The following is a 23,887-nucleotide window of genomic DNA, read 5'->3' on the forward strand; positions in this document are numbered from 1 at the left end:
AACATTATCAAAATGAAAAAGATATTTTTTCTATCAACCATATCGGCTGTATTTTTAATGGCCTCCTGTAACAAAGATTTAAACCAGGTGCCTATATCCGCTTCAACAACAGCAACTTTTTACAAATCGCCAAGTGATTTTTTGCAGGCTACAAACGCTATCTATGCCGATCTGCACAATTACCCGGTACGATTAGCCAATATGTCTGAAATCCGTTCGGATAATATTTATGGTGTGTCGGTTACCGTGCGTGACTGGGACCCGGTGAACGATTTCTCTCCCTCATTAGCTGCAAACGCTTATGTTACCGAAGCCTGGGGTACCGATTTTAATGGTATTTTCAGGGCTAATACCCTGCTTGACCAGGTTGCAAAAAATGGCAGCTATATCGGCTCTGCATCATTAGCTACCAGGTTGCAGGCCGAAGCTAAGTTTCTGCGGGCATTTTATTATTTCGACCTGGTTAGGTATTTCGGTAAAGTCCCTGTAATTGACCATCCGGTTACAGCGCCCGAAGCTAATGCAATAGGCCGTAGTGCTGTTGCCGATGTTTACAAACTGATCATAGCCGATCTGCAATCGGCGGTAGCTAACCTACCCACCACGTATACCGGTGTAGATGTAGGCCGTGCTACCAAATACGCGGCAGAAGCCCTGCTGGCACAGGTTTACATGGCTAAATCGGCACCAAATTACGGTATCGAAGGCCCTGGGACGGGCTCAAATGAATGGAATTTAGCTTTACCATTATTGCAGGATATTATCAGCAGTGGCAAGTTTGCTTTTGAACCTACTTACAGCAATGTGTTTTCATATACCAATCAAAGTCCTGCGGTTAACAAAGAGGCTGTTTTTGATGTAATGTATACCAGTGGCATAAGCGGTACAAGCGATCTTTACGGCGCTTCATTTCCATGGGCGCTTGCGCCCAGCGGCTACTTTTTACCTTTTAAGGACAACAAATCAAATGGAAGCCTGGAGATTATCCCTGTATCAAACGATCTGGCAAACAGTTATGACGCTGCCGACGTACGTAAGGCTTTTAGTATTTATACCGCAGGTTATACCAACGCGGGCAGTACAGAAAATCGCCCGTTCTTTAAAAAATGGCTCGATATAACTAAAATTCCAACTGCCAGCCGCTTTGACTGGGGAATTAACTTCATCGCCATCAGGTATACCGATGTATTAATGCTGAAAGCGGAGTGTATATTGAATGGCGCAACAGGTGGTTCGCAGGCTGATGTTGACGCTATTGTTAACCAGGTTCGTACACGGGCGGGGCTGCCATCTGTATCAGGCGTAACGCTTGCACAGTTGTTTGATGAACGCCGCAGGGAGTTTGCAGATGAAGGCTCACGCTGGTTTGATCTGCAAAGGAGCGGTAACCTTTTAACTATTATGAACAGCTGGATTGCTAAGGAAGATGCTCAGAAAGCTATCAAACCGGTTATAGCTAATTATGTTATTTACCCTGTACCGCAAACACAACTGGATGCTGCACCAGGGTTATATACACAAAACCCGGGGTATTGATCCTGGGGAATGATGAAAGAATTATCTTGGTCATCATAAAAAGGCTTGCCCCTCGGTGTTTCTGAGTGGTAGGCCTTTTAAAGAATAAACTTACCTATGAAATTATTACGTTATTGTGTTTTTCTGATAGTTATTACCGCAAATGCCGTAAACGGGCAAACTAACCTGGATTGGGCAAAAAAGGTTGGGGCCAGGCGTGCTCCGCAAAAAACAACGGTATGGTATGTAAATGATAATGGCGCAGCTAACGATGGCAACACCATAAACACAACTGCCATACAAAAAACTATTGATCAATGCTCGGCAAAAGGCGGCGGCATAGTTACTTTTAAACCCGGTATATATTTAACCGGCTCCATTTTTTTAAAGAATAATGTTTGCCTGAATATTGATCAGGGGGTGGAACTATTGGGCAGCCAGGATCTAAAAGATTACCCCGAAATTGATACCCGTGTTGCCGGTATTGAAATGAAATGGCCAGCTGCGTTGATCAACATAGCCGGGCAAACCAATGTGGCAATTACCGGAAAAGGATTGGTAAATGCGCAGGGTAAGCTATTTTGGGATATTTACCGCAAAATGCGTTCGGAATATGATCCTAAAGGGTTACGCTGGATAGTTGATTATGATGCCAAACGTCCACGTACGCTGCTGGTTTCCAACTCGGCAGATGTTACCATCAAAAATATTACGCTGCAGCAGGCTGGGTTCTGGACTGTGCAGCTGCTTTACTCAGATCATATTACGGTTGATGGCATTATCATCCGCAATAATGTTGATGGGCATGGGCCCTCAACAGATGGGATAGATATAGATTCATCAAGCTGGATCCTGGTACAAAACTGCGATATTGATTGCAACGATGATGATTTTTGCCTTAAAGCCGGTCGCGATTGGGACGGATTGAGGGTAAATAAACCCACTGAATATGTGGTGATCCGCAAATGCATCTCAAGGGCAGGCGCGGGATTGCTTACCTGTGGAAGCGAAACCTCGGGAGGGATCAGGCATGTACTTGCTACAGACCTCATAGGTAACGGAACCAGCAACGGGTTAAATATTAAATCGGCCATAACGAGGGGCGGAACGGTGGAGGATATCCACTTTACCAATATAACCATGAATGGCGTGGGGACTGCTTTTCAAATCACCATGAACTGGAACCCGAGTTATAGCTATTCAAAATTACCCGATGGATATAATGAAGCAACGCTGCCCGATCATTGGAAAAAGATCCTGCACAAAGTAGAGCCTGCCGAAAAAGGGATCCCTCATTTTAAAGATGTTTATATTTCAAACATTAAAGTGACAGGTGCAAAAAAAGCCGTTAATGCCATCGGACTTAAAGAATCAACTATGCAAAATTTTCATTTTGATAAGGTTAATATTGAGTCGGGCACGGCAGGCGATGTGCAGTTTGCACAGGCATGGGAGTGGAAAAACTCACAGATCATAACTCAGGATAATACCAAACTTAATTTAACTGATGCCCAGTCTGGTAAATAATAAATATAAGCTTTTAAAAAAGGTACTGGTTTGCGTAGCTGCAGGTTTAGGAATGCTTTTTTGCGCCTGGTCAGTTCCTCAGGTTCAGAAGAGCAGGAATGTTATTTCACTGGCGGGGCAATGGCAGTTTCAAATGGATCCTGCTGATAAGGGGATTGAAGAGAAGTGGTTCTTAAAATCACTGGCCGATACTATTCATTTGCCGGGTTCAATGACCCAAAACTTAAAAGGTGATGATATAACCCTTAAAACCAAATGGACTGGTAGCATTTACGATAGTTCGTGGTTTTACAACCCGCATATGGCAAAGTACCGGGTGCCTGACAATCTCAAAATACCTTTCTGGCTTACACCACCCAAGCATTATACAGGCGCGGCCTGGTATAAAAAGGAAGTAATTATTCCTGCGGATTGGAAAAATAAACACCTTGTACTTTTCCTCGAAAGAGCTCATACCGAAACCAGGTTATGGATAGATGGCACTGAAATCGGGATGCAAAACAGCCTGGTAGCCCCGCATCAGTTTGATCTGGGAGACAAACTCTCACCCGGAAAACATGAAATTACACTGTGCATTGATAATCGCGTTAAAGCCATCAACGTAGGTCCAGATTCTCATAGTATTACCGATCATACACAAGGCAACTGGAATGGGGTGATCGGTAAAATGGAGCTGATAGCTGAAAGTCAGACATGGCTGGATGAGATCCAGGTTTATCCTGATCTGAAACAAAAAATAGCCCACATCAAAATACGGGTAAAAACAGAACGGGCGTCTGTTGTCGGCACTATTACACTTTCGGCCAAAGCATTTAATACCACAATTTCACAGGTTATACCTACTGTCAGCAGGCCTGTTACCGTTAAAGATAGTGTGGCCGAGTTAGCTATTGAGTTGCCAATGGGGGCTAAGATGCAAACATGGGATGAGTTTAATCCTGTGTTATATCAGCTTACTGCCACTTTACGCACTGCCAATGGAGCATTAAATACCAGGCAGGTAAGCTTCGGCATGCATGAGTTTAAGGCCGATGGAAAAACATTTACCATAAACGGTAAACCCGTTTTCCTGCGTGGTACGGTAAATAACTGCGAGTTTCCGCTTACAGGTTACCCGCCCACTACCGAAGCAGAATGGGGCAGGATCTTTAAGATTTGCCGTGAGCATGGGCTTAACCATATGCGGTTTCACTCCTGGTGCCCGCCCGGGGCTGCTTTCGATGCAGCTGATAAAGCCGGTTTCTATTTGCATGTAGAAGGGCCTTCATGGGCAAACCACGGTAGCGGTTTGGGCTTGGGGCGACCGATTGATCAATATATTTATGACGAAACCAACCGCATGGTTAAATGGTACGGAAATCATCCTTCATTTTGTATGATGGCTTATGGCAATGAACCCAGCGGTAAACAAATAGAATACCTTACCAAATTTGTTGACTATTGGAAGTCTAAAGACCCGCGCAGGTTGTATACCGGGGCTGCGGTAGGCGGGAGCTGGCCTGTGATCCCCAATAACGAGTATATGGCCCGCGCAGGGGCAAGAGGCCTGGCCTGGAACCAACGGCCCGAAAGTTACTCAGATTACAGCAAACAGATAGCCCAGTTTAATGTGCCATTTGTAGCACACGAAATGGGACAGTATTGCGCCTTCCCCGATTTTAAGGAAATTAAAAAGTATACCGGGATCTACAAAGCCAAAAATTTTGAACTTTTTCAGGAAGATCTTAAAGATCACGGCATGGCCGATGAAGCCGAAAAATTCCTGGTAGCCTCCGGGAAATTACAGGCCTTATGCTATAAACATGAAATTGAAAAAGCCATGCGTACGCCAGGGTATTCGGGCTTTCAATTGCTATCGCTCAATGACTATCCGGGCCAGGGAACTGCACTTGTAGGGGTACTTAATGCCTTTTGGGATAGCAAGGGTTATATAACTGCAAAGCAGTTTGCACGGTTTTGTAATGCCACCGTACCACTTATCCGCACCGAAAAGTTTGTATATCAAAACAGTGAAACGTTAAAAGCGCAGGTTGAGCTGTTTAACTACAGCAAACCTATAACCACTGCATTGAGCTGGAAATTAACCGATGCACAGCATAAAATAGTTAGCGCGGGTGTGCTTGATAAGAAGAGCTATGTAATGGGTAACTGTCAGCAGGCAGGTAATATCAGTGTGCCGCTGTCAAAAATAAAATCACCCGAAAAACTGAACCTGGAAATTGCTGAGCCTAATACCCAGTATGTAAACGACTGGGATTTTTGGGTATACCCGGCAACATTGCCTGCGGTAAAAACCGATGTGTATTATACTACTGCGCTGGATGATAAGGCCAAAGAGGTACTCAATAATGGCGGCAAAGTATTTCTGAACGCCTCGGGTAAGGTAATAAAGGGTAAGGAAATTATTCAGTCTTTCACGCCGGTTTTCTGGAACACTTCCTGGTTTAAAATGCGCCCTCCGCATACGTTGGGTTTTGTATGCGATCCTAAGCATCCTGCATTTAACGATTTCCCAACATCATCATACAGCGAAATACAATGGTGGGATATCCTGTCGAACGCCCAGGTAATGCACCTGGAAGATTTTCCGGCGGCCTTCAGGCCCATCATTCAGCCTATTGATACCTGGTTCATGAACCGGCGTTTGGCGTTATTATTTGAAGCAAAGGTAGGTAAGGGGAGCCTGATGGTGAGCAGCGCCGATCTTTCGCCAACAACCGGCGATGACAGGCCGGCGGCGAAGCAATTGTATTACAGTATTTTAAAATATATGTCTTCACCGCAGTTTAAACCTGCTGATGTGATAGCAATGGAGACTATTGAAGGTCTTTTTAAAACGGCTTCAAAGGAGGTGTTTGTATCATATACCAATGGTGCGCCGGATGAACTGAAGCCCAAAAACATTAAAAAATAATATGAAAGCATTGAAACCGGTTTTAGTTTTATTGATTATAGCCTTTGCTGGCCTGGCCTTTATCAATCAGCAAAAGCCAACCATTTATTTGATAGGTGATTCAACAACACATAATAGCGATAAGGAAACATGGGGCTGGGGAAGCATCATTCCATACTATTTTGATCTCTCAAAGATCAATATTGAAAATCATGCCATGGCCGGTCGCAGTACACGCACATTTATCAAGGAAGGCCGGTGGAACAAGGTTGATTCGCTTTTAAAACCTGGCGACTATGTGATAATGGTATTCGGACATAATGAAGGCAGCAAACCTGATACCACCAAAGCAGGTTATCGCGGTGTATTAAAAGGCACCGGTAACGAAACTGTTGAACTTACCTGGCCTAACGGTACTCAAGAAACAGTGCATACTTATGGCTGGTACTTTCACAAATTTATAAGGGACACCAAAGCAAAGGGAGCAACGCCAGTCGTACTATCCATGATCCCCCGCAATGAATTTCGTGATGGTAAAGTTATCCGCGCTGATAATGATTATGGTAAATGGGCAAAGGACGTGGCGCAGCAAGAAGGTGTCATCTTTATCGATATGAACCGTATAACAGCCGATAAATATGACCAATGGGGAGCTGATTCGGTTAAAAAGTTCTTCCCCGGAGATCATACCCATACCAATAAAATGGGGGCAACCATAAATGCCGAATCGGTAGTTGACGGCATTAAAGCTGATCCTGCAAATCCTCTGAATAAATATCTTAAAAACTAATTTTTAGGTGTTATGAAAAAAATGATGCGTGCACATGCAGGTTTAGGCTTATTGTTAATGCTGGTTATACTGTTATCTTCTTTTATGCTGATGAAACCGGCCGATAAGCCAACTTTTTACCTGATAGGCGATTCAACTGTAAAAAATGGCAAAGGTAAAGGCGACGGCGGTTTATGGGGATGGGGAAATTATATAGCCCCATATTTTGATACCACAAAAATTGCGGTTGAAAATGACGCGCTTGGCGGTACCAGCAGCCGCACCTTCCAAACTATGGGTTTGTGGGATAAGGTGTTGGTTAAAATCAAACCCGGCGATTTTGTGATTATGCAGTTTGGGCATAACGATGTCGGCGCGCTGGATGATACGGCCCGTGCCCGCGGAACAATCAAAGGTATTGGCGATGAGCAGCAGGAAATATATAACCCGATACGGAAAATAAAAGAGGTGGTACATACCTACGGCTGGTATGTGCGCAAGTTTGTTGCTGATATTAAGGCGAAAGGCGCAACTCCAATCATCTGCTCCCCGATACCACGTAATGTTTGGAAAGATGGCAAATCCGCAGGGCGCAACAATGAAAACAGCTATGGGCAATGGGCGCGTGAGATCAGCGAGCAAACCGGAGCCTTTTTCATCGACTTAAACAAACTGATTGCCGACGATTATGACCAGGAGGGCGAAGCAAAAGTTAAATCAACCTACTTCGGCACTGATGCCACGCATACGCTTGAGCCGGGTGCACAGCTAAATGCCAAATTTGTTATCCAGGGGATCCGGTCATTCAATCAGTTGGCGCTCAATAAATATCTAAAGTAATAGGTTCTGTAAATGATTGTGTTTGGATAATGAAAAGAAGAGATTTTATTGAACAGTTAAGTATGGCTTCGGCAATGGCATTATTGCCTGGTTTGGCTTTCGGTAAATCAAAAGATCACGTTTCTGCTTTTGCCAAAAAACTAAAGCCTGTTGGCCGTGCGCTGGAAATGGAAGGGTATTATGTTTGGTGTAACAGTCCAATTGAAGGGCCGGATGGCCGGATCCATGTGTTTTTTTCAAGGTGGGTTGCTTCAAAAAAAATGGGCGGATGGATCAATGGCTCCGAAATATGTCACGCCGTAGCCGATACGCCGGAAAGCGAGTTTAAGTTTTTAGGAACAATCCTTGCCCCACGCGGTCCAGGTTATTGGGATGCAACCACCTGCCATAATCCATCTATAAAAAAGGTAGATGGTAAATACTGCCTGTTCTTTATGGGCAATTCTAACGGTAAAACCAATACCAAACGGATAGGGCTGGCTACCGCCGATTCTTTGGATGGCCCCTGGACACGCCCGGATGAACCGCTGCTTTTACCGGGCCCCGAAGGGGCATGGGATGATCATTGCACCACCAACCCCGCATTTATTAAACATCCCAACGGGCAATACTGGCTGTTTTATAAATCATGGAACACCAAAGAATATGAAACCTCAACCGACCCGCTGGTAAAGGGTAACCGTAAATACGGTTTAGCCATTTCCGATAAACTGGAGGGGCCTTATATCAAATATGACGGCAACCCGGTGATAGATTTTTCAGGGCGGGGAAACAACGCACAACTGGAAGATGCATTTGTTTGGTTGGACAAGGGCCGCTTTAAAATGCTGGCCCGGGATATGGGAGTTTTTAATCACCAGTATGGTTTGTACATGGAATCAAAAACCGGTAAAAAATGGAGCGAACCGGAGATCGGTTATTTTAATGCCGAATATTATCATATTGATCAACCGCCGCCCCCAAAATACCTGAACAAATACGGCCGGTTTGAAAGGCCCCAGCTCTTATTTCAAAATGGGAAAGCAACCTACATGTTCACTACCTCGCAGGGTGGTAAGTACATGACGGCATCGCCATTTATATTTAAAATAGAATCATAACGCCCTCGACATGAAAAAAATACTGCCTGTATATTTTGCATTTTTTACTGTTGTTTGGCCGGTTGTACTAAGGGCGCAAAATAAAATAGACCGTAAGGCTTTGGTGCAAAGGCACAATGTAATTAATAACGGCACAGACACGCTGTCTTCCCTATCTGTTGGTAATGGCCGTTTTGCTTTTACGGTTGACGCTACGGGCCTGCAAACCTTTCCTGAGCATTATGATAAAGGCATTCCGCTGGGTACGCAGTCTGAATGGGGCTGGCACAGCTTTAAAGATACAGCAGGCTATCAATTTGATGAAACATTAAAAACTTATAGGCTTAATGGCCGCGATGTAAGCTATTCGGTACAATGGAACCAGCCCGGGCGTAACAGGAATGCTGCCAATTGGTTCCGGGAAAATGTACATCGCCTGCAATTGGGCAATCTTGGTTTCCTGTTGTTGCACAAAGATGGGAGCGAGGCTCAAATAAGTGACATCCAAAATATCCGACAGGAACTTGATATGTGGACGGGCGCTATTAACAGCTCTTTCACTTTTGATGGCGAGCCGGTAAAAGTTCAAACCTATGCGCACCAGGGTAAGGACCTGATAGCGGTGAAAGTACAGTCGCCGTTGTTAGCCCAGGGCAGACTTAAAGTACGATTGCGTTTCCCTTTTCCGACTAATCAATTTGCCGATTATGGCGACAATTGGAAAGATCCGCAGAAGCATTATTCGGCTATTGTTGCCTCTGATGTTCGTCAGGCTACTATCATTCATCGTTTAGATACCAATCAATATTTTGTACACCTCGCCTGGGATGGTGCTGCGTCGGTTAAGAATACAGTTGCTCATCAGTTTGTGTTATCGCCTCAAGGTAAAACCGCTGAACTGACATTTACCTGTTTGTTTGCTCCACAGAAAACCACAGCGCCTTTGCCCGGCGTTGTGCAAACGCAAACAAATAGCGTACAGCAATGGAAAGCCTTTTGGCAAAGCGGCGGCGCGGTTGATTTCAGCGGTAGCACTGATCCCCGCGCAAAGGAACTGGAACGCAGGGTGGTGCTGTCCCAATACCTTACCAAAATACAATGCTCAGGCCATCAGCCTCCACAGGAAACGGGTTTAACTTATAATAGCTGGTACGGTAAGCCGCACCTTGAAATGCACTGGTGGCATGGGATTCATTTTGCGCTCTGGGGCCGGGAGCAACTGCTCGAAAACAGTTTAAGCTGGTACCAACATGTAAAATCCAATGCAAGGGCCATTGCTAAAAGGCAGGGATATGATGGTATCCGCTGGCAAAAAATGACCGATCCGGATGGTAACGAAAGTCCATCGTCGGTAGGGGCATTCCTGATCTGGCAGCAACCGCACTTTATTTATTTTGCCGAGCTGGATTATCGTGCCCATCCAAACAAGCAAACCCTGGATAAGTATAAAGACCTTGTACTGGCCGACGCGGATTTTATGGCCTCGTTCCCAACTTATGATAAAGAGCATGACCGGTATAATTTAGGCAAGGGAATTATCCTGGCACAGGAACGTTATAAACCCGAAGAAACATATAACCCAACTTACGAACTGCAATACTGGCGGTGGGCTTTAAATACTGCCCAGCAATGGCGCAAACGACTGGGCTTACAGCCGGATAAAAAGTATGCACTCATCCTGAAAAAACTGGCAGCTTTACCTCAAAAAGACGGCGTTTACCTCGCTGCGGAAAGCTCGCCCGATGCGTATACCAATCCTAAATTAAAAACGGATCACCCGGCGGTGTTAGCTGCTTATGGTATGCTGCCCTATAATGCTCAACTGGATACCGCGGTGATGAAAAAAACCTTTAACCTGATTTGGGATGTATGGGATTGGAAGGATACCTGGGGCTGGGATTTCCCGATGACCGCCATGACCGCGGCCCGTTTAAATATGCCCGAAAATGCTGTTGATGCTTTATTTATGCCCATAAAAACCAACACTTACTTGGCCAATGGCCACAATTACCAGGACGGGCGATTGCGGATGTACCTGCCGGGCAATGGCGGCTTACTGGCAACCGTAGCCATGATGTGTGCCGGCTGGGATGGCTCAACCACTGTTAATCCGGGTTTCCCTAAAAATGGAAAATGGAAAGTAAGGTGGGAGGGACTTAAAAAAATGCCATAAGGGAAAGTATGTTTTATGAACCTGATCTAATAAAATCTACAATATGAATAAATTATTTATAAGGATAAAAACGGTAGTGTGCGCCGGTGCCGTCATGGTAATGGCCAGCAACACATATGCACAACAACCTGTAAAAAGCAAAGTATTGGCTGATATGGCCTTGGCCAACAATTATTTTATGCAAAAATGGCCTGATCCGGGAGCTTCTGTTACTGTAAAGGGCACAACCCGCACCAGTAATTTATGGACAAGGGCAGTTTATTACGAAGGGCTGATGGCGATGTACAAGATCGATCCTCAAAAAAAGTACTATGATTACGCGGTTGACTGGGGCGAGAAGCACCAATGGAGCCCCCGTGGCGCTGTTGATACCCGCAATGCGGATAATCAATGCTGCGGACAAACCTATATCGATCTTTACCTCATAGATAAAAAGCCCGAGCGCATTGAAAAAATAAATCAAAGTATCGACCTGATGGTGAACAGCGAAAAAAAAGACGACTGGAACTGGATAGACGCGCTGCAAATGGCTATGCCGGTATATGCAAGGCTCGGCGAAATATACAATGACGATAAGTATTATGAAAAGATGTTCGATGTCTATAATTATACTAAAACCGTGCACGGCGGCAAAGGACTGTACAATACAGCAGATCATCTTTGGTGGCGCGATAAAGATTTTGTACCACCATATAAAGAACCAAACGGTGCGGATTGTTACTGGTCGCGCGGTAATGGTTGGGTAGTGGCCGCTATGCTGCGTGTATTGGAAGTTATGCCTAAAAACGCGCCTCACCGCAATGAGTACTTATCGGTATATAAAGAAATGATTGAAGCTCTGGTGCCGCTGCAGCGTGCTGATGGTTACTGGAACGTGAGCTTAAAAGATTCGACCAATTTCGGCGGGAAGGAACTGTCGGGTACGGCCCTGTTTACTTATGGCATGGCCTGGGGTATTAATCATGGCATCCTGAAAAAGAAAACCTATTTACCAATCATTATTAAAGCCTGGAACGCCATGTCAAAGGAATGCCTGCACCCTGATGGTATGCTTGGCTTTGTACAGGGAACCGGCAAGGAGCCTAAAGATGGCCAGCCTGTTGGTTATAACAATGTCCCGGATTTTGAAGATTATGGTTTGGGCTGTTTCCTGCTGGCAGGCAGCGAAGTTTATAAACTAAGTAAGTAATGAAGAAACTATCCCTGTTTTTGGCCTTTGTTTTATTAGTTGTGGTGGATGCCTTCGCCCAAACGGGTATTGGAAGCAATAAATCCGGCTATAAAAAGCAAGGCAATACATTGTATTTTAATAATGCCAATGGCGATGTTAAGATTGAATTTTGCTCGCCTTCCATGTTCCGCGTAAGGGCCAGTTGGAGCCGCAAATTTGCCCCGGATGAACATCTAATGCAGGAAAACTATAAATGGCCTGCAGTTGATTATAAGGTAACTGACGGACAGTCGGCATATGTTATTCAAACCTCTGCATTGATCATTACGGTTCTTAAATCGCCTTTTATTATCAACGTGGCTGATAGTAAGGGTGTGATGTTATCATCAGAATATGTACCGAACAGCAAGCAGAACGGCGGCTTGCATCATATGGGCGATACGGTAATGTGCACTAAAAATCTCTTGCCCGATGAGCATTTCTTTGGCTTTGGCGAGCGTATGGACTTTACAGATCAGCGTAATAAGCTGGTAAAACTCAATGTAGGCAGGGGGAAAAGCAAAAATAATTTACTTGGTGCCTATAACATCAACGAGGCCAATTATAGCCCTGTACCATTTTTTATGAGCACTAAGGGGTATGGCATATACCTGCATAATTCATCGGCTACCGAATGGGATATGGGCAGCAAAACTGATAACGAGTACAATTTTAAAGCAAATGATGGCGAATTGGATTACTACTTTATTTATGGTCCAACATTTCCGGCTATTTTAAACAGTTATTTAACCATTACGGGCAAATCGCCATTGCTGCCTCGGTTTGCTTTCGGTTTGCACATGGGTACTTATAGCGGCGGTACGTGGGGGCATGAGGAAATGACTTCAGATAGGTATGTGATTGAACTTGCCCGTAGAATGCGTGAAATGGGGATCCCGGTCGATATTCTCTTCCTTGATTCTACCTGGCGGCTGTTTGGTAAAAATGGAGGCAAAGGTGCTACCACCTTTGAATGGCGCGAAACATTTAAGGACCGCAAAGCCATGTTTGATAGCCTGTATGCCATGAACTTTAAAATGGTGGGGCTGCATATTCGTCCACGGTTTGACAACGCCAAAAACCTGAACCTGCTTGACCTGGCACAGGCCAAGGGATTTACCTATCCGGAAAACGGAAAACCGGGCGAGTTTGTGAACTTTTTTGATCAGCAGGCTGCAAACTGGTGGTGGGATAATGGCGTTATGAAAGTGGCCTCCATCGGTGCTAAATTCCTGAAAACGGATGAGGGCAGCGCATTTGGTTCATTAGCCAATGAAAGTGAAAAAGTTGGGCCTACAGGTAAGGAAATAACCCAGCTGCATAACGTATTCCCTATTGCGTATGCTAAAGCGCCATATTTGAAATTCCAGGAGTATAACGGCATCCGTGGCTTAAACCAAACCCGCGAGGGGTATTCCGGCATCCAGCGATATCCGTTCATTTTTGCAGGCGACTGGCCAAGCGAGTGGCAATATTTTGCGCCCGTTATCAAGGCCGGGTTAAATATTGGTTTATCGGGTGTTGGCTATTGGGCACATTGTATGGGTGGCTTTGAACATGCCGCCGATCCTGAATTATATATGCGCTGGGTACAATTTGGGATGTTCAGCCCGGTGGCTATGGTATTTGGCATGGATCACCCGGGTTATAAAGAGCCCTGGAACTACGGGGCCGAGGCGTTAGCCAACTTCAAAAAATACGATGATCTGCGTTACAGGCTGATACCCTACATTTATAGCAACGCCTACACACAATATCAAACCGGTATGCCGCTCATGCGTGCTTTAGTATTGGAATACCAGGATGATCCCAATACCTACAATATAGCCGATCAATACCTGTTTGGCGATAACATGATGGTTTGTCCGGTGACTGTAAAAGGTGCGCAAACACGTACGATATATTTACCAAAGGGAGTTTGGTTTGATTACTGGACAGGTGAAAAATATACCGGGAAGCAGTACGTACATATCCTAACCCCGACCGATCATTTGCCCATTTTTGTAAAAGCAGGCAGTATCATCCCGATGCAGCCGGCCATGAAATATATGGATGAAAAACCGGTAGATGTGATCACGCTGGATGTATTTCCGGGGCAGGCATCCGAGTTTAAATTGTATGAAGATGATGGTATCAGCCTAAAATACCAAAAGGGCGAGAAGGCGATCACTCAAATTTTGATGGCAAATGTTGCCGGTGGACGGGAGTTGCAGATCAAAAAGCCTGTAGGTAGCTTTATTCCGGCACCGCATTCCTATTTGGCAAAAATACACTGGCCTCATAATCAGGAACCATCTTTAATCGCGGAAAATAATCAAACATTAAAAGTGGCTGAGAGCGCTGATGCATTAGCTAAAACAGCAGGCTGGTATTATGATAAAACAACTCATTTGCTTTGGATAAAAACATCGCATGGCAATAGTGATGATATTACCCTTAACTTTAAATAGATAACGATAATCATCTCCTATGAAAAAGTTCCTTCAAACCATCTTGCTTTTTGCAGTAGCAAGTAATCCAATATTTGCTCAGCATAAGGCAGCAGACAAACGGCCGAATATTATTATTATCCTGGCAGATGACATGGGGTACTCGGATATTGGTTGTTTTGGCTCCGAAACCCAAACATCCAATCTCGATGCAATGGCCAAAAGCGGTTTGCGTATGACTCAATTTTACAATGCATCGCGCTGCTGCCCAACCCGCGCATCATTACTTACCGGGCTTTACCAGCACCAGGCGGGTGTTGGTGATATGGTGAACCATCGGGATGTGCCGGCGTACCAGGGCTACCTGAACCAGAACTGCGTAACCATAGCCGAGGCGCTTAAACAAGGCGGCTATAATACGTTAATGGCGGGCAAATGGCATGTGGGTACAGACCCGTCGCGCTGGCCGGTTAAACGCGGATTTGATCATTATTTTGGTTTGATAGATGGGGCAAGCAGCTATTTTAATCCAACTATGCCTTATCGCCCTAATCAAAAGCTTACCATCGCTTTAGATGATAAGGAATTTACACCCGGGCCAAACTGGTATTCAACAAATGCCTATGCTGATTATGCCGTTAAATTTATTGATGATAATAAAAGTACCGGCAAACCATTCTTTTTGTATATGGCTTTTACCAGTCCGCACTGGCCAATTCAGGCGCTGCCCGGGGATATTGCCAAATATAAAGGTAAGTACCTGAAGGGTTGGGATAAGCTCAGGCAGGAACGGCTTGAACGTCAAAAGCAGTCGGGCATCATCAGCAAAGATGAAAAGCTTTCGCCAAGGGATAAGAGCGTACCCGAATGGGATAGCCTAAGCCCGGAAGAAAAAGAACAGTTTGATACCAAAATGGCCGTATATGCAGCTATGGTCGATAGGATGGATCAAAATATAGGCCGGATCAGGAAAAAGCTTAAAGAATTGGGGGAGGATAAAAATACGGTGATTATGTTCCTGTCAGATAATGGAGCCAGCAATGAAACTATCTCTGGCCCTGGTTTTACGCCTGAAGTATTAGCCGCGAACAGTAAGCCTGCAAGTGATCCAACATCTTTTACATCATACGGATCATTAGGGGCTAATGTAAGTGACACTCCCTTTCGGTTATTTAAACACTGGGAATATGAGGGCGGCACAGCTACGCCTTTTATAGCTTATTACCCCGATATGATTAAGCCGGGCTCTATAGTTAATAAGCCTGCCCATATCATTGATCTGATGGCAACCTGCCTTGATTTGGCAGGGGCAACCTATCCTAAAGTTTATCATGGTAATAGCATTACCCCGACAGAAGGTATAAGCCTTGTTCCTGTATTTAAAGGGCAAAACTGGAAAGGGCATGAGGGATTGTTTTTTGAGCACGAAGGTAACCGCGCTGTAAGGCAAGGCGACTGGAAACTGGTATCCCAACGGCCCGAAAACAAATGGGAACTTTATAATATCAAAAACGATCGCTCTGAATTAAATGACCTGAGTGCCCAATACCCACAAAAAGTAGCTGAGCTTGAAGCAATGTATAAGGCATGGGCAACCCGGGCAGGTGTGGTGGAGTTTGATAAATTAGCAAAAGCAAAAGGCGAATAATTCAATAGTATTAACCATATAGATAGCCGTTTATCTACACGGTAACGACATATAGGACAGATTCGATAAACAACGGGATCCGTGTAGCAAAATTCTATTATCCGGCACCACAGATACCCCGGAAAACCGATGTCATGTGAATACTTCCAAATAACTGGGGCAGAAATCAGCTTTAAGCTTTGTGCATTCTGCTTTCAGTTTTTATCAATCCAATGTTTCAGCTCATGGTTACAGGTCAGTTCCACATCGTACCGGCAAGGCCCAGCACGAGGGCCATCCACAAGCCGATGAAATAACCCACAAAGCTCAATACCAGGAATAGTCTTCCCAACCAGCCATCAAGGCGGCGAAGCGGTTCAGTCATATCATAGCAGGCGCCAATCAACGCACCTAAAAAAGGGGTTAACAGCAAGGGCTTTACCCGCCAATATTCATTCCAGGCAGGGCTGCCCTTACCGGCACTGATCACAAAAAAGCTGATCATCAGTAAACCGATACCCGCGCCTATTAACATACGCTTTCCCAAAGCGTCGGTAAAAAAAGGTCTTGTTGTAAATTGTCTTATTTCTGTCATGGCTTATATTGTAGATTAAAAGTACTTTGTTATTCAAAGTTAAATTTAAAGTTTTATTTATGCAAGCTTTATTTTTTAGAATAATCTATTGTGAATTGACCCCTGCTAACCGAATTGAATTGCCGTTTAAATGCAACAATCTCACTTGATCCTTAGTGTTTGTTAAAAGGGGCGTTTGCCGGAAGATAATCCAATATGAAAAATTTATCGCCGCATTAAACTGTTTGACGAATAATTCAGATATTAATACACTGGTGGAATGGGGGATAGGCTGGATAGGTTGTAGAACTTACAAATTATCTGATGATTCTGTCTGGGGAAGTGAAAAATAAAAAGTAGACCCCTTATCCAGTTCACTTTCTGCCCAGATCTCACCGCCATGTCGTTTAATAATTTCAGCACTGAGGTAAAGGCCGATACCGAAACCGGAAATATGGCGTGTGTGACTGGTTTCAACGCGATAGTACCGGTCAAAAATGTAGATTAGGTCCTCGGGCTTTATGCCCATTCCTTCATCTTTTACGCTTACTACCACCATCATGTCGCCATTGAGTTTACAACTGATATCGATCAAACGGCCTTTAGGTGAATATTTTACAGCATTACTAATGAGGTTGGAAATAACAGAAACGATCTTATCCCGGTCGGCGTTAACCCTGAGGTTGTTGCATTCTTTAAGGCTGAAGACATGGCTCGTCACCGTTAACCGGGTTTCTTCCAATATTTCCTGCAGTAATTGCCCCAGATCAAACGGTCTTTTCTCAATTAACAATTTACCGGCTTCGAGGCGCGAAATGTTAAGGAAACTGTTGATCATAGCAGCCATCCGCCTGGCTTGCTGATTTGCTTTCTCCATCGCGTCGGAAAGGAATTGATCCTCACTTTGCATCAATTTCTTTTGAGCTACCTGGATAATCGCGGCTAATGAAGTCAGCGGCGTTTTTAGTTCATGGCTTACCATACCGATAAAGTCGTTTTTGCGTTGTTCTTCCTGTTTTTTATCAGTGATATCGCGCGCGATCTTGGACAGGCCGATAATTTTCCCTTGTTTATCCATAACGGGAGAAATGGTCAGGGAAACATCCAGTAATCGCCCGTCTTTGGTCAGTCTCCTGGTTTCAAAATGATCAACCCGCTCACCTGTACTTAACCTGGAAAGGATGCGTGGTTCCTCGTCCTGCCGGTCTTCGGGAATGATCTTGTAGATTGTTTGCCCGATCATCTCCTTTTCCGTATAGCCAAACATTCGTTCGGCCGCAGCATTCCAGCTGGTGACCACACTTTCCAGCGTTTTGCTGACAATGGCGTCGTCCGACGTTTCAACAATCGCCGCAAGCTTCGCACTTTTTTCCTCAGCTTGTTTGATCTCGGTAATGTCCAGGGTTATGATAAGTCCGGATTCTACAATGTTATCGTCATTTTTGAGCGGCACAAAATGGATAAGATAAAATTCTCCTGTTTCGGCTTTTCGCTCTATAGAAAACTTTTCGCCGGATAAAACCCTTTCATATAAATGCCTGGACGCTTCGTAGCGTTCGGGCGAAATCTCTGATGGGTGCTTGCCTTCATAATCGCGCCGGTTATAACCCATCTTTTCCATAATATCGCCTTCAATGGCTATATACCTATGGTTCCGGTCGACGACAAGGATCAGTGAACCGGGAATGTTCAGGGCAATGGAGCGGAAAAGTTTTTCGCTTCGCCGGAGATTTTCCTGGGTTTCCAGCAGCTCTTCATTGGTTGTGGCCAATTCTTCGTTGGCAGCTGCCAGCTCTTCGTTGGCCGCAGCATACTCTTCATTTGTAGCGGCCAGTTCTTCATTGATGGCCGCCAGTTCCTCGTCCAGTGCCTCTTTGGTGTTTTCCAATACCCATATAGCTATGTGAGTAACTTTGCCTTTGTCGTTCTTTACGGGTTTATAAACAAAGGTAACGGGTACAATCTGTTTCTTCCCGTTAAGCGTTTGTATGATCGCTCCTTTATCATCCTGGTGCTGCGTGCCTTTTCCTGCTATTTTCAGAGCCGACTCATCATCAGGTTTTGCAACGGCAAAGATTTCCCGGTAAGACTTTCCTGACAGGTCTTCACCCGGTTTATTGATCAGTTTCAGTAAATGAACATTCACTGTTTCAATGGTCATACTTTCCGCATGAAGTATACAAATGCCCACAGGTGCGTGAAGCATGATCGAATATAAATCTCCCTCGCCGGCGATTTGCATATGGATAATGGGTGGTTTCTTTTGGATGAATGTAAGTTAAATATAAATTAAAGAAATTGAAATATTTAATTTACAGGTTATAAAAATGGGAGGCAAATAGTTTGAAGCTTCTTAACTGAGGCGGGAGCTTTGTACCGATAATATCTTACTTTTTAGGCACCTGGCCGCTCGGCGGTACATTCCCTTTCGAAGTAGTATCTCCGTTTAAGGAATCCTGCAAGCCTTGTTTCCTTGCCCTATTTATGGTGTTTGTATCGGAGATAGATGGCCCTCCACCTCTGTTTACGCTGCTGCTATCGGTAGAGCCGCCTATTTTTCTGTTTCGATCGGTAGGATTACAGCCGGTAGTGAGGTAGAGCAGCAGGGCGACTGGAATAATTAGATTTGTTGTTTTCATGGCAATGTTGTTATAATATTTTAGTCTTTTCCGGTCAAGCCCTTCTGGCTGCAGATAAACGCCCCGGGTCCGGAAATCCTCTTAGGAGGATATAGATACATGTATTTGGTTTTAACCAGCTGCGGTTTATCCGTTTACTACTTCGCCGCCGTTAACATGGATTACCTGGCCTGTAATAAAGGATGAATCGTCTGAAGCCAGAAAAACATAGGCTGGTCCAAGCTCAGAAGGCTGTCCGGCACGTTTCATAGCCGTTTCACTGCCGAATTTTTTAATCTTTTCTTCATCGAAAGTGGATACAATGAGCGGTGTCCAGACAGGGCCGGGTGCTACGGCATTAACCCGGATGCCTTTTTCTGTCAGGTTGGTAGCCAGTGAACGCGTAAAAGTGGTGATAGCCCCTTTGGTTGATGAGTAATCAATAAGCGAAGGCGAAGAGCGGTAGGCAGTTACCGACGTGGTATTAATAATACAATCGCCTGCATGCATGTGATCTAATGCAGCTTCTGCAAAATAAAAATAGGCAAATATATTGGTGCGGAAAGTGGTATCCAACTGATCGGGATCAATTGCCCTAACGTCTTTTTGCGGGAATTGCATCCCGGCATTATTAACCAGGATATTCAGCTTGCCAAACTCTTTTATGGTTTGTTCTACAGCGTGTTTGCAAAAGGCCGGTTCTTTTACATCTCCTTTAATAAGCAGGCACCGCTGGCCTGTTAACTCAACCAGGTCTTTTGTGATTTCGGCATCCTCGTCCTCATCCAGGTAAACGATGGCCACATTAGCGCCCTCCTGAGCAAAATGTACGCTTACAGCGCGGCCAATCCCGCTGTCGCCCCCGGTGATCAGGGCAATTTTTCCCTGCAATTTGCCGGCCGCTTTATAGCTGCCCTTAATATATTCCGGAGCGGGATTCATCTTTGCTTCAATGCCCGGCTGCCTATCCTGTTTTTGCGGTGTTTCTTCTTTTGTTATCATAAATCCTTTTAAAAAATGTTATCGTTGAGTTGACAAGATGAAACCGGCAAAGCCGGCGCGTATTAAAAAGTGTTTAATTAAATAATGATTTTTTTTCTTAAATGTTTATGATATTTAAAAAATTAGAAAATTTATAAAAACGGAGACCTAAAAACGCAACTTAAATAGTTATTAAGTATTGTAGCGGACGGTTAATTTGATGCGTATTAATTGGACAGAGGAATCGCTGAACCGCCAGCTTGCGCGGGTGCCTCACGAACAGATAAATCATTTACCTATGAAAACGTTTTTAAAGTTTTTGTGCCCAATTATGGCTTTGGTATTATTCCAATCCTGTAAAAAAGAGAGTACGGAGAGTAAAGTAGTCATAGATCCATACACTTATGCGGCCAAATTCAATTGGATGGAAGATTCGATAAAGGTAGATAACAGCGCGTGGACAAAGGTTGCAAAGGGTAATTTGTTTTCATGGCTGTCCCAGGATGGCAAAGTTCAAAAAAGTAATTTTGCTATCTATAATAAACGGGCAAATATCAAAACTGATTTTGTTTATGCAATTCAAAAAGATTCAGTCTTTGCATTAAAATTATTGTCAGATACGGTTTATTTCCTGGATAAGAACGGTAACTCGAGAGCTGATCTGAAAGGGCAAGTCACATTAGGCAAGGATACTTCACTGATTTTACGAAACACGGGCGCCTCACCCGCTATTTCCGTAAAATATAAACTTGAGAAATAGGGAACATTGCAATAAATACGTGTGAATAACTTACAGCCCCCATTCCAAATATCGAAACGCTCGGGCAGCTGCTCCGTACAAGCCGTCATCAATAGGATGACGGCAGGTGATATTATTGAGGGGCTACTGATTTCGGGCTCCGTTATTGTGATCAGGATAGGTGCTCCATTGCGCCACGCCTTCGGGCTCAGAGTCTTTCACTTCGGTGCTTTTTTCCTGGCTCATTTGTTTGTTCAGTTTTTCTGCCTGTTTAAGTTCCCTTCCCTTATCGTCTTCAAGTAGGGTAAGGCCCTGCGTTTCCCTGACGTGGTTAACCGGGTCGGCTATGTAAACGAACTCTTTTCCTAAATCGGGCATTTCGCCTTCATTCCACGGGCCGTGAACATCAGCACCATTAGACATATTGAAATACTGCTGTGTAAAGCGTGGATCGGCAGCCAGTACGCCCGGCGGAAAGTTTGGTTGGATATCGTTTAAAGCCGCTTCGAACATCTTGTAATGCGCTACTTCGCGGGTCATCAGGAAAGATAGTGTTTCGTGGATGTAAGGGTCATTGGTGAACTTCATGAGGTGTTCATAAACCAGTTTGGCGCGTGATTCTGAAGCAAGGTTACTGCGGAGATCAACGGTCAGGTCGCCGTTTGAATGGATGTAACTGGCGCACCATGGTATACCCTGGCTGTTGCGGGGGGTAACACCACCGCCTGTAATAACTCCAAACTGTGGATTGGCGAATACAGCCTGGTGAATTATATCTTCTTTGGCAGCCTTACCGTTCAAAACCTGCATGATCTCGGAACTGTCGGCAGCGTTCTTGAGCTCGCCGTTCACGCCTTTGAGGAGCATTTGGATAGTAGCGCCCACAATTTCCAGGTGACTGAATTCCTCGGTGGCGATATCCATCAGCATATCATATTTGTCGGGGTATGGCACCTTGGCGCCAAAGGCCTGCGTGAAGTATTGCATGGCTGCGGCCAGTTCGCCGTTCTCTCCGCCAAACTGTTCCAGTAATAAATTGGCAAACCGGGGATCGGGGCGCGATACGCGCGCATTAAATTGTAGTTCTTTTACATGGTGAAACATAACATTTGATTTTGGTAGATAGTGTTATGATACAACCGTGGGTAAGGTTTAATGTTTTATAATTTAATAAATTTATTTAATATGAAAATAGAAGCAATCTATTTTACAAATTGTTAATGCGGGTACTTTTTCAACAAACTGCAAAATTTGAGCATAGACTGAGGAGTGATACTCCAGTCGGGGGCTTTAATATCACCCCAGGCCTTGGGGTTGTCATATAAGTTAAAGTAGCAAACACCAAAAATATGAGGGTTCGCATTTATTGTTTCGGCGGCATCGGTAAGCCATTTGTTCTGGAAGCTTTCTGACCCCTTTACACCGAACTCGGTTATGAATAAAGGCTTATCAAGAAACCTCATCCTAAAATATTTTCGGTTAAATATGGTGCTGAAGGCTTCCTGCTTGTCCTGGTCGGTAATGTTTTTATCGGGCAAACCATAAATGGCTATACTGATGTAATCTACTACGTCGCTTCCCGGCCAAAAATCTGCAGAGCCACGGTCACCGGCAGGTCCCCAAACCTTTCTGATATTTTTGCCCGGCCCTCCGTCAAACTGCATAAAATACCTGAAGGCATTGATATAGGTAACCGGATCCTGGCTTTGCCAATTGTACCGGTGGATCGGGATTTCCATTTCATGCATCCATCTGAGATAAACAATGTTCTTTGTGGCAGAAATTATACTAAATAATTTTTTGATCTGTTTGTCATAACGGCCATTTAAGATACTTTCCAAAACAGCAGTGTCCGGCTTTCCGCTAATATCCCGCCAGGGTTCCATGGTTACAATCACTTCATGGCGGCGGTTAATGACCTCCGAGAATTTTTTTTCAAAATCGCCTCTTTCAACTTCGCCCCAATCTGTAAAAAGATGTTCTACGCCAATTTCCGGTTGATTGAGTAGTTTTTTATTTGGATCAAATACCCCAATCTTTAACGAGGACCTGACAGGCTTTGTATCAGCACTATCCACATAATTATTGGGACTGTAGGCGGTGTGCCGGTATTTGTTAAAGTAGTTTTTCTGTTCGCTTAACCAGCTATATTTAAAAGGTGTTTTTTGTGTATCATTATCTATGATCAATACCGGTTTGTTAATAAACCTTAAGCGATGGAGCTTATGTTTTAACATATAAGAAACTGTACTATCTTTCGGATAAAAGTTGGTGGTATTTTCAGACGTGCTTCCGAGCGTTATACTTACATAATCAACGGTCTTATTTCCGGGCCAGTATTCCGTATCACCGGGATAACCTGAGGGGCCCCAGATGATTTGTGCCTTTGGGGCAATCATTTTAATTTTTTTTGAAAAATAATTAAATGAAATAATATAGTCTTTTGGTGATTTAAATTGCCACGGAAATACATTGGCCGGTACTTCCATATCGGGATTCCAGCGGATAAAGACCTGATGCCGGCTTTTTGCCGCTAAAATAGCCAGTTCATGGATCTGCTTATCAAAACGACCATTGAGCACTTCAGTTAAAACGTTGTTTTTATAATCTACGCCTTTAAGCCAGGTTTCTACGGTGATTAATACATCATCATTAGCTAAAGCTGTTTCCACATTGCTCCGGCTTGACCATATAGCCGTATTTTTAAACACTGCAGTATAACAAATAATGGGCTTGGCCGGTAAGCTATTACTTAAATTGCTGCCATCAAATATGCCCACGACCTGCTCGTTGCTGCGGTAGTAGTCATTTGTAAAATAATCATTATGCAAAAATTTAATGCCCCAAAAGGATATAATGAAGACTATACCTAAAATGATCGCTAAATAAATCTTTACGGACTTTTTTTTCATT

Annotated in this window: 17 protein-coding genes; 11 read left to right on the plus strand and 6 right to left on the minus strand. The window is 44.3% G+C overall.

The window, feature by feature from the left end; genetic code table 11:
* Positions 1 to 12 precede the first annotated feature (12 nt).
* From SNE26_RS06630 to SNE26_RS06675, 10 genes are all read left to right on the plus strand, one after another.
* On the plus strand, positions 13 to 1,536 hold the full coding sequence (locus SNE26_RS06630; RefSeq protein ID WP_321558573.1) for a RagB/SusD family nutrient uptake outer membrane protein: 1,524 nt from the start codon (positions 13 to 15) through the stop codon (positions 1,534 to 1,536).
* Positions 1,537 to 1,632: 96 nt separating this feature from the next.
* Complete coding sequence (locus SNE26_RS06635) at positions 1,633 to 3,042, plus strand: glycosyl hydrolase family 28 protein (RefSeq protein ID WP_321558574.1); 1,410 nt, start codon at positions 1,633 to 1,635, stop codon at positions 3,040 to 3,042.
* Positions 3,023 to 5,956 carry a sugar-binding domain-containing protein gene (locus SNE26_RS06640; RefSeq protein ID WP_321558575.1) on the plus strand — a complete coding sequence of 978 codons (2,934 nt, stop codon included), beginning with the start codon at positions 3,023 to 3,025 and terminating at the stop codon, positions 5,954 to 5,956. Before SNE26_RS06635 ends, SNE26_RS06640 begins: the two co-directional genes overlap by 20 nt.
* A 1-nt stretch (position 5,957) precedes the next feature.
* Positions 5,958 to 6,725, plus strand: a complete 768-nt coding sequence (locus SNE26_RS06645) for a rhamnogalacturonan acetylesterase (RefSeq protein WP_321558576.1) — start codon at positions 5,958 to 5,960, stop codon at positions 6,723 to 6,725.
* Positions 6,726 to 6,737: 12 nt separating this feature from the next.
* A complete protein-coding gene (locus SNE26_RS06650; RefSeq protein ID WP_321558577.1) occupies positions 6,738 to 7,544 on the plus strand; it encodes a rhamnogalacturonan acetylesterase in 807 nt (268 codons plus the stop codon).
* A 29-nt stretch (positions 7,545 to 7,573) separates the two neighbouring features.
* The gene (locus tag SNE26_RS06655) at positions 7,574 to 8,644 is read left to right on the plus strand and encodes a glycoside hydrolase family protein (protein ID WP_321558578.1); all 1,071 of its coding nucleotides are present in this window, start codon (positions 7,574 to 7,576) and stop codon (positions 8,642 to 8,644) included.
* 10 nt (positions 8,645 to 8,654) lie between these two features.
* Entirely contained in the window at positions 8,655 to 10,796 is a 2,142-nt protein-coding gene (locus tag SNE26_RS06660) for a hypothetical protein (RefSeq protein WP_321558579.1), read from the plus strand.
* A gap of 43 nt (positions 10,797 to 10,839) precedes the next feature.
* A complete protein-coding gene (locus tag SNE26_RS06665; protein WP_321558580.1) occupies positions 10,840 to 11,985 on the plus strand; it encodes a glycoside hydrolase family 88 protein in 1,146 nt (381 codons plus the stop codon).
* Positions 11,985 to 14,456 carry a TIM-barrel domain-containing protein gene (locus tag SNE26_RS06670; RefSeq protein ID WP_321558581.1) on the plus strand — a complete coding sequence of 824 codons (2,472 nt, stop codon included), beginning with the start codon at positions 11,985 to 11,987 and terminating at the stop codon, positions 14,454 to 14,456. The genes SNE26_RS06665 and SNE26_RS06670 overlap by 1 nt, the downstream gene beginning before the upstream one ends.
* Positions 14,457 to 14,475: 19 nt before the next feature.
* A complete protein-coding gene (locus tag SNE26_RS06675) occupies positions 14,476 to 16,083 on the plus strand; it encodes an arylsulfatase (RefSeq protein WP_321558582.1) in 1,608 nt (535 codons plus the stop codon).
* A 235-nt stretch (positions 16,084 to 16,318) separates the two neighbouring features.
* On the opposite strand, the gene SNE26_RS06680 is transcribed toward SNE26_RS06675, so the two are convergent.
* The 4 genes from SNE26_RS06680 to SNE26_RS06695 all read right to left on the minus strand — a co-directional run bounded on the left by SNE26_RS06680 (position 16,319) and on the right by SNE26_RS06695 (position 20,256).
* Positions 16,319 to 16,657 carry a hypothetical protein gene (locus tag SNE26_RS06680; protein WP_321558583.1) on the minus strand — a complete coding sequence of 113 codons (339 nt, stop codon included), beginning with the start codon at positions 16,655 to 16,657 and terminating at the stop codon, positions 16,319 to 16,321.
* 289 nt (positions 16,658 to 16,946) lie between these two features.
* Positions 16,947 to 18,842 carry a PAS domain S-box protein gene (locus SNE26_RS06685; protein WP_321558584.1) on the minus strand — a complete coding sequence of 632 codons (1,896 nt, stop codon included), beginning with the start codon at positions 18,840 to 18,842 and terminating at the stop codon, positions 16,947 to 16,949.
* 181 nt (positions 18,843 to 19,023) lie between these two features.
* Positions 19,024 to 19,275, minus strand: a complete 252-nt coding sequence (locus tag SNE26_RS06690) for a hypothetical protein (RefSeq protein WP_321558585.1) — start codon at positions 19,273 to 19,275, stop codon at positions 19,024 to 19,026.
* 126 nt (positions 19,276 to 19,401) lie between these two features.
* Positions 19,402 to 20,256: an SDR family oxidoreductase gene (locus SNE26_RS06695; protein ID WP_321558586.1), complete on the minus strand. Its 855-nt coding sequence runs from the start codon at positions 20,254 to 20,256 to the stop codon at positions 19,402 to 19,404.
* A 277-nt stretch (positions 20,257 to 20,533) separates the two neighbouring features.
* Between SNE26_RS06695 and SNE26_RS06700 the strand changes: the two genes are divergently transcribed.
* Positions 20,534 to 20,995 (plus strand): hypothetical protein, encoded by a 462-nt coding sequence (locus SNE26_RS06700; RefSeq protein WP_321558587.1) that lies wholly within the window; start codon positions 20,534 to 20,536, stop codon positions 20,993 to 20,995.
* 123 nt (positions 20,996 to 21,118) lie between these two features.
* On the opposite strand, the gene SNE26_RS06705 is transcribed toward SNE26_RS06700, so the two are convergent.
* Positions 21,119 to 22,078: a manganese catalase family protein gene (locus tag SNE26_RS06705; RefSeq protein WP_321558588.1), complete on the minus strand. Its 960-nt coding sequence runs from the start codon at positions 22,076 to 22,078 to the stop codon at positions 21,119 to 21,121.
* 113 nt (positions 22,079 to 22,191) lie between these two features.
* Positions 22,192 to 23,886: a hypothetical protein gene (locus SNE26_RS06710; protein WP_321558589.1), complete on the minus strand. Its 1,695-nt coding sequence runs from the start codon at positions 23,884 to 23,886 to the stop codon at positions 22,192 to 22,194.
* Position 23,887 lies beyond the last annotated feature (1 nt).

This window comes from Mucilaginibacter sp. cycad4 (assembly GCF_034263275.1).
Classification (GTDB): domain Bacteria; phylum Bacteroidota; class Bacteroidia; order Sphingobacteriales; family Sphingobacteriaceae; genus Mucilaginibacter.

Coding starts and splice junctions, on each gene's coding strand:
- SNE26_RS06675 (WP_321558582.1), top strand. CDS start 14,476: ATGAAAAAGTTCCTTCAAACCATCTTGCTTTTTGCAGTAGCAAGTAAT.
- SNE26_RS06700 (WP_321558587.1), top strand. CDS start 20,534: ATGAAAACGTTTTTAAAGTTTTTGTGCCCAATTATGGCTTTGGTATTA.
- SNE26_RS06645 (WP_321558576.1), top strand. CDS start 5,958: ATGAAAGCATTGAAACCGGTTTTAGTTTTATTGATTATAGCCTTTGCT.
- SNE26_RS06680 (WP_321558583.1), bottom strand. CDS start 16,657: ATGACAGAAATAAGACAATTTACAACAAGACCTTTTTTTACCGACGCT.
- SNE26_RS06705 (WP_321558588.1), bottom strand. CDS start 22,078: ATGTTTCACCATGTAAAAGAACTACAATTTAATGCGCGCGTATCGCGC.
- SNE26_RS06695 (WP_321558586.1), bottom strand. CDS start 20,256: ATGATAACAAAAGAAGAAACACCGCAAAAACAGGATAGGCAGCCGGGC.
- SNE26_RS06650 (WP_321558577.1), top strand. CDS start 6,738: ATGAAAAAAATGATGCGTGCACATGCAGGTTTAGGCTTATTGTTAATG.
- SNE26_RS06690 (WP_321558585.1), bottom strand. CDS start 19,275: ATGAAAACAACAAATCTAATTATTCCAGTCGCCCTGCTGCTCTACCTC.
- SNE26_RS06710 (WP_321558589.1), bottom strand. CDS start 23,886: ATGAAAAAAAAGTCCGTAAAGATTTATTTAGCGATCATTTTAGGTATA.
- SNE26_RS06665 (WP_321558580.1), top strand. CDS start 10,840: ATGAATAAATTATTTATAAGGATAAAAACGGTAGTGTGCGCCGGTGCC.
- SNE26_RS06685 (WP_321558584.1), bottom strand. CDS start 18,842: ATGCTTCACGCACCTGTGGGCATTTGTATACTTCATGCGGAAAGTATG.
- SNE26_RS06635 (WP_321558574.1), top strand. CDS start 1,633: ATGAAATTATTACGTTATTGTGTTTTTCTGATAGTTATTACCGCAAAT.
- SNE26_RS06640 (WP_321558575.1), top strand. CDS start 3,023: ATGCCCAGTCTGGTAAATAATAAATATAAGCTTTTAAAAAAGGTACTG.
- SNE26_RS06655 (WP_321558578.1), top strand. CDS start 7,574: ATGAAAAGAAGAGATTTTATTGAACAGTTAAGTATGGCTTCGGCAATG.
- SNE26_RS06630 (WP_321558573.1), top strand. CDS start 13: ATGAAAAAGATATTTTTTCTATCAACCATATCGGCTGTATTTTTAATG.
- SNE26_RS06670 (WP_321558581.1), top strand. CDS start 11,985: ATGAAGAAACTATCCCTGTTTTTGGCCTTTGTTTTATTAGTTGTGGTG.
- SNE26_RS06660 (WP_321558579.1), top strand. CDS start 8,655: ATGAAAAAAATACTGCCTGTATATTTTGCATTTTTTACTGTTGTTTGG.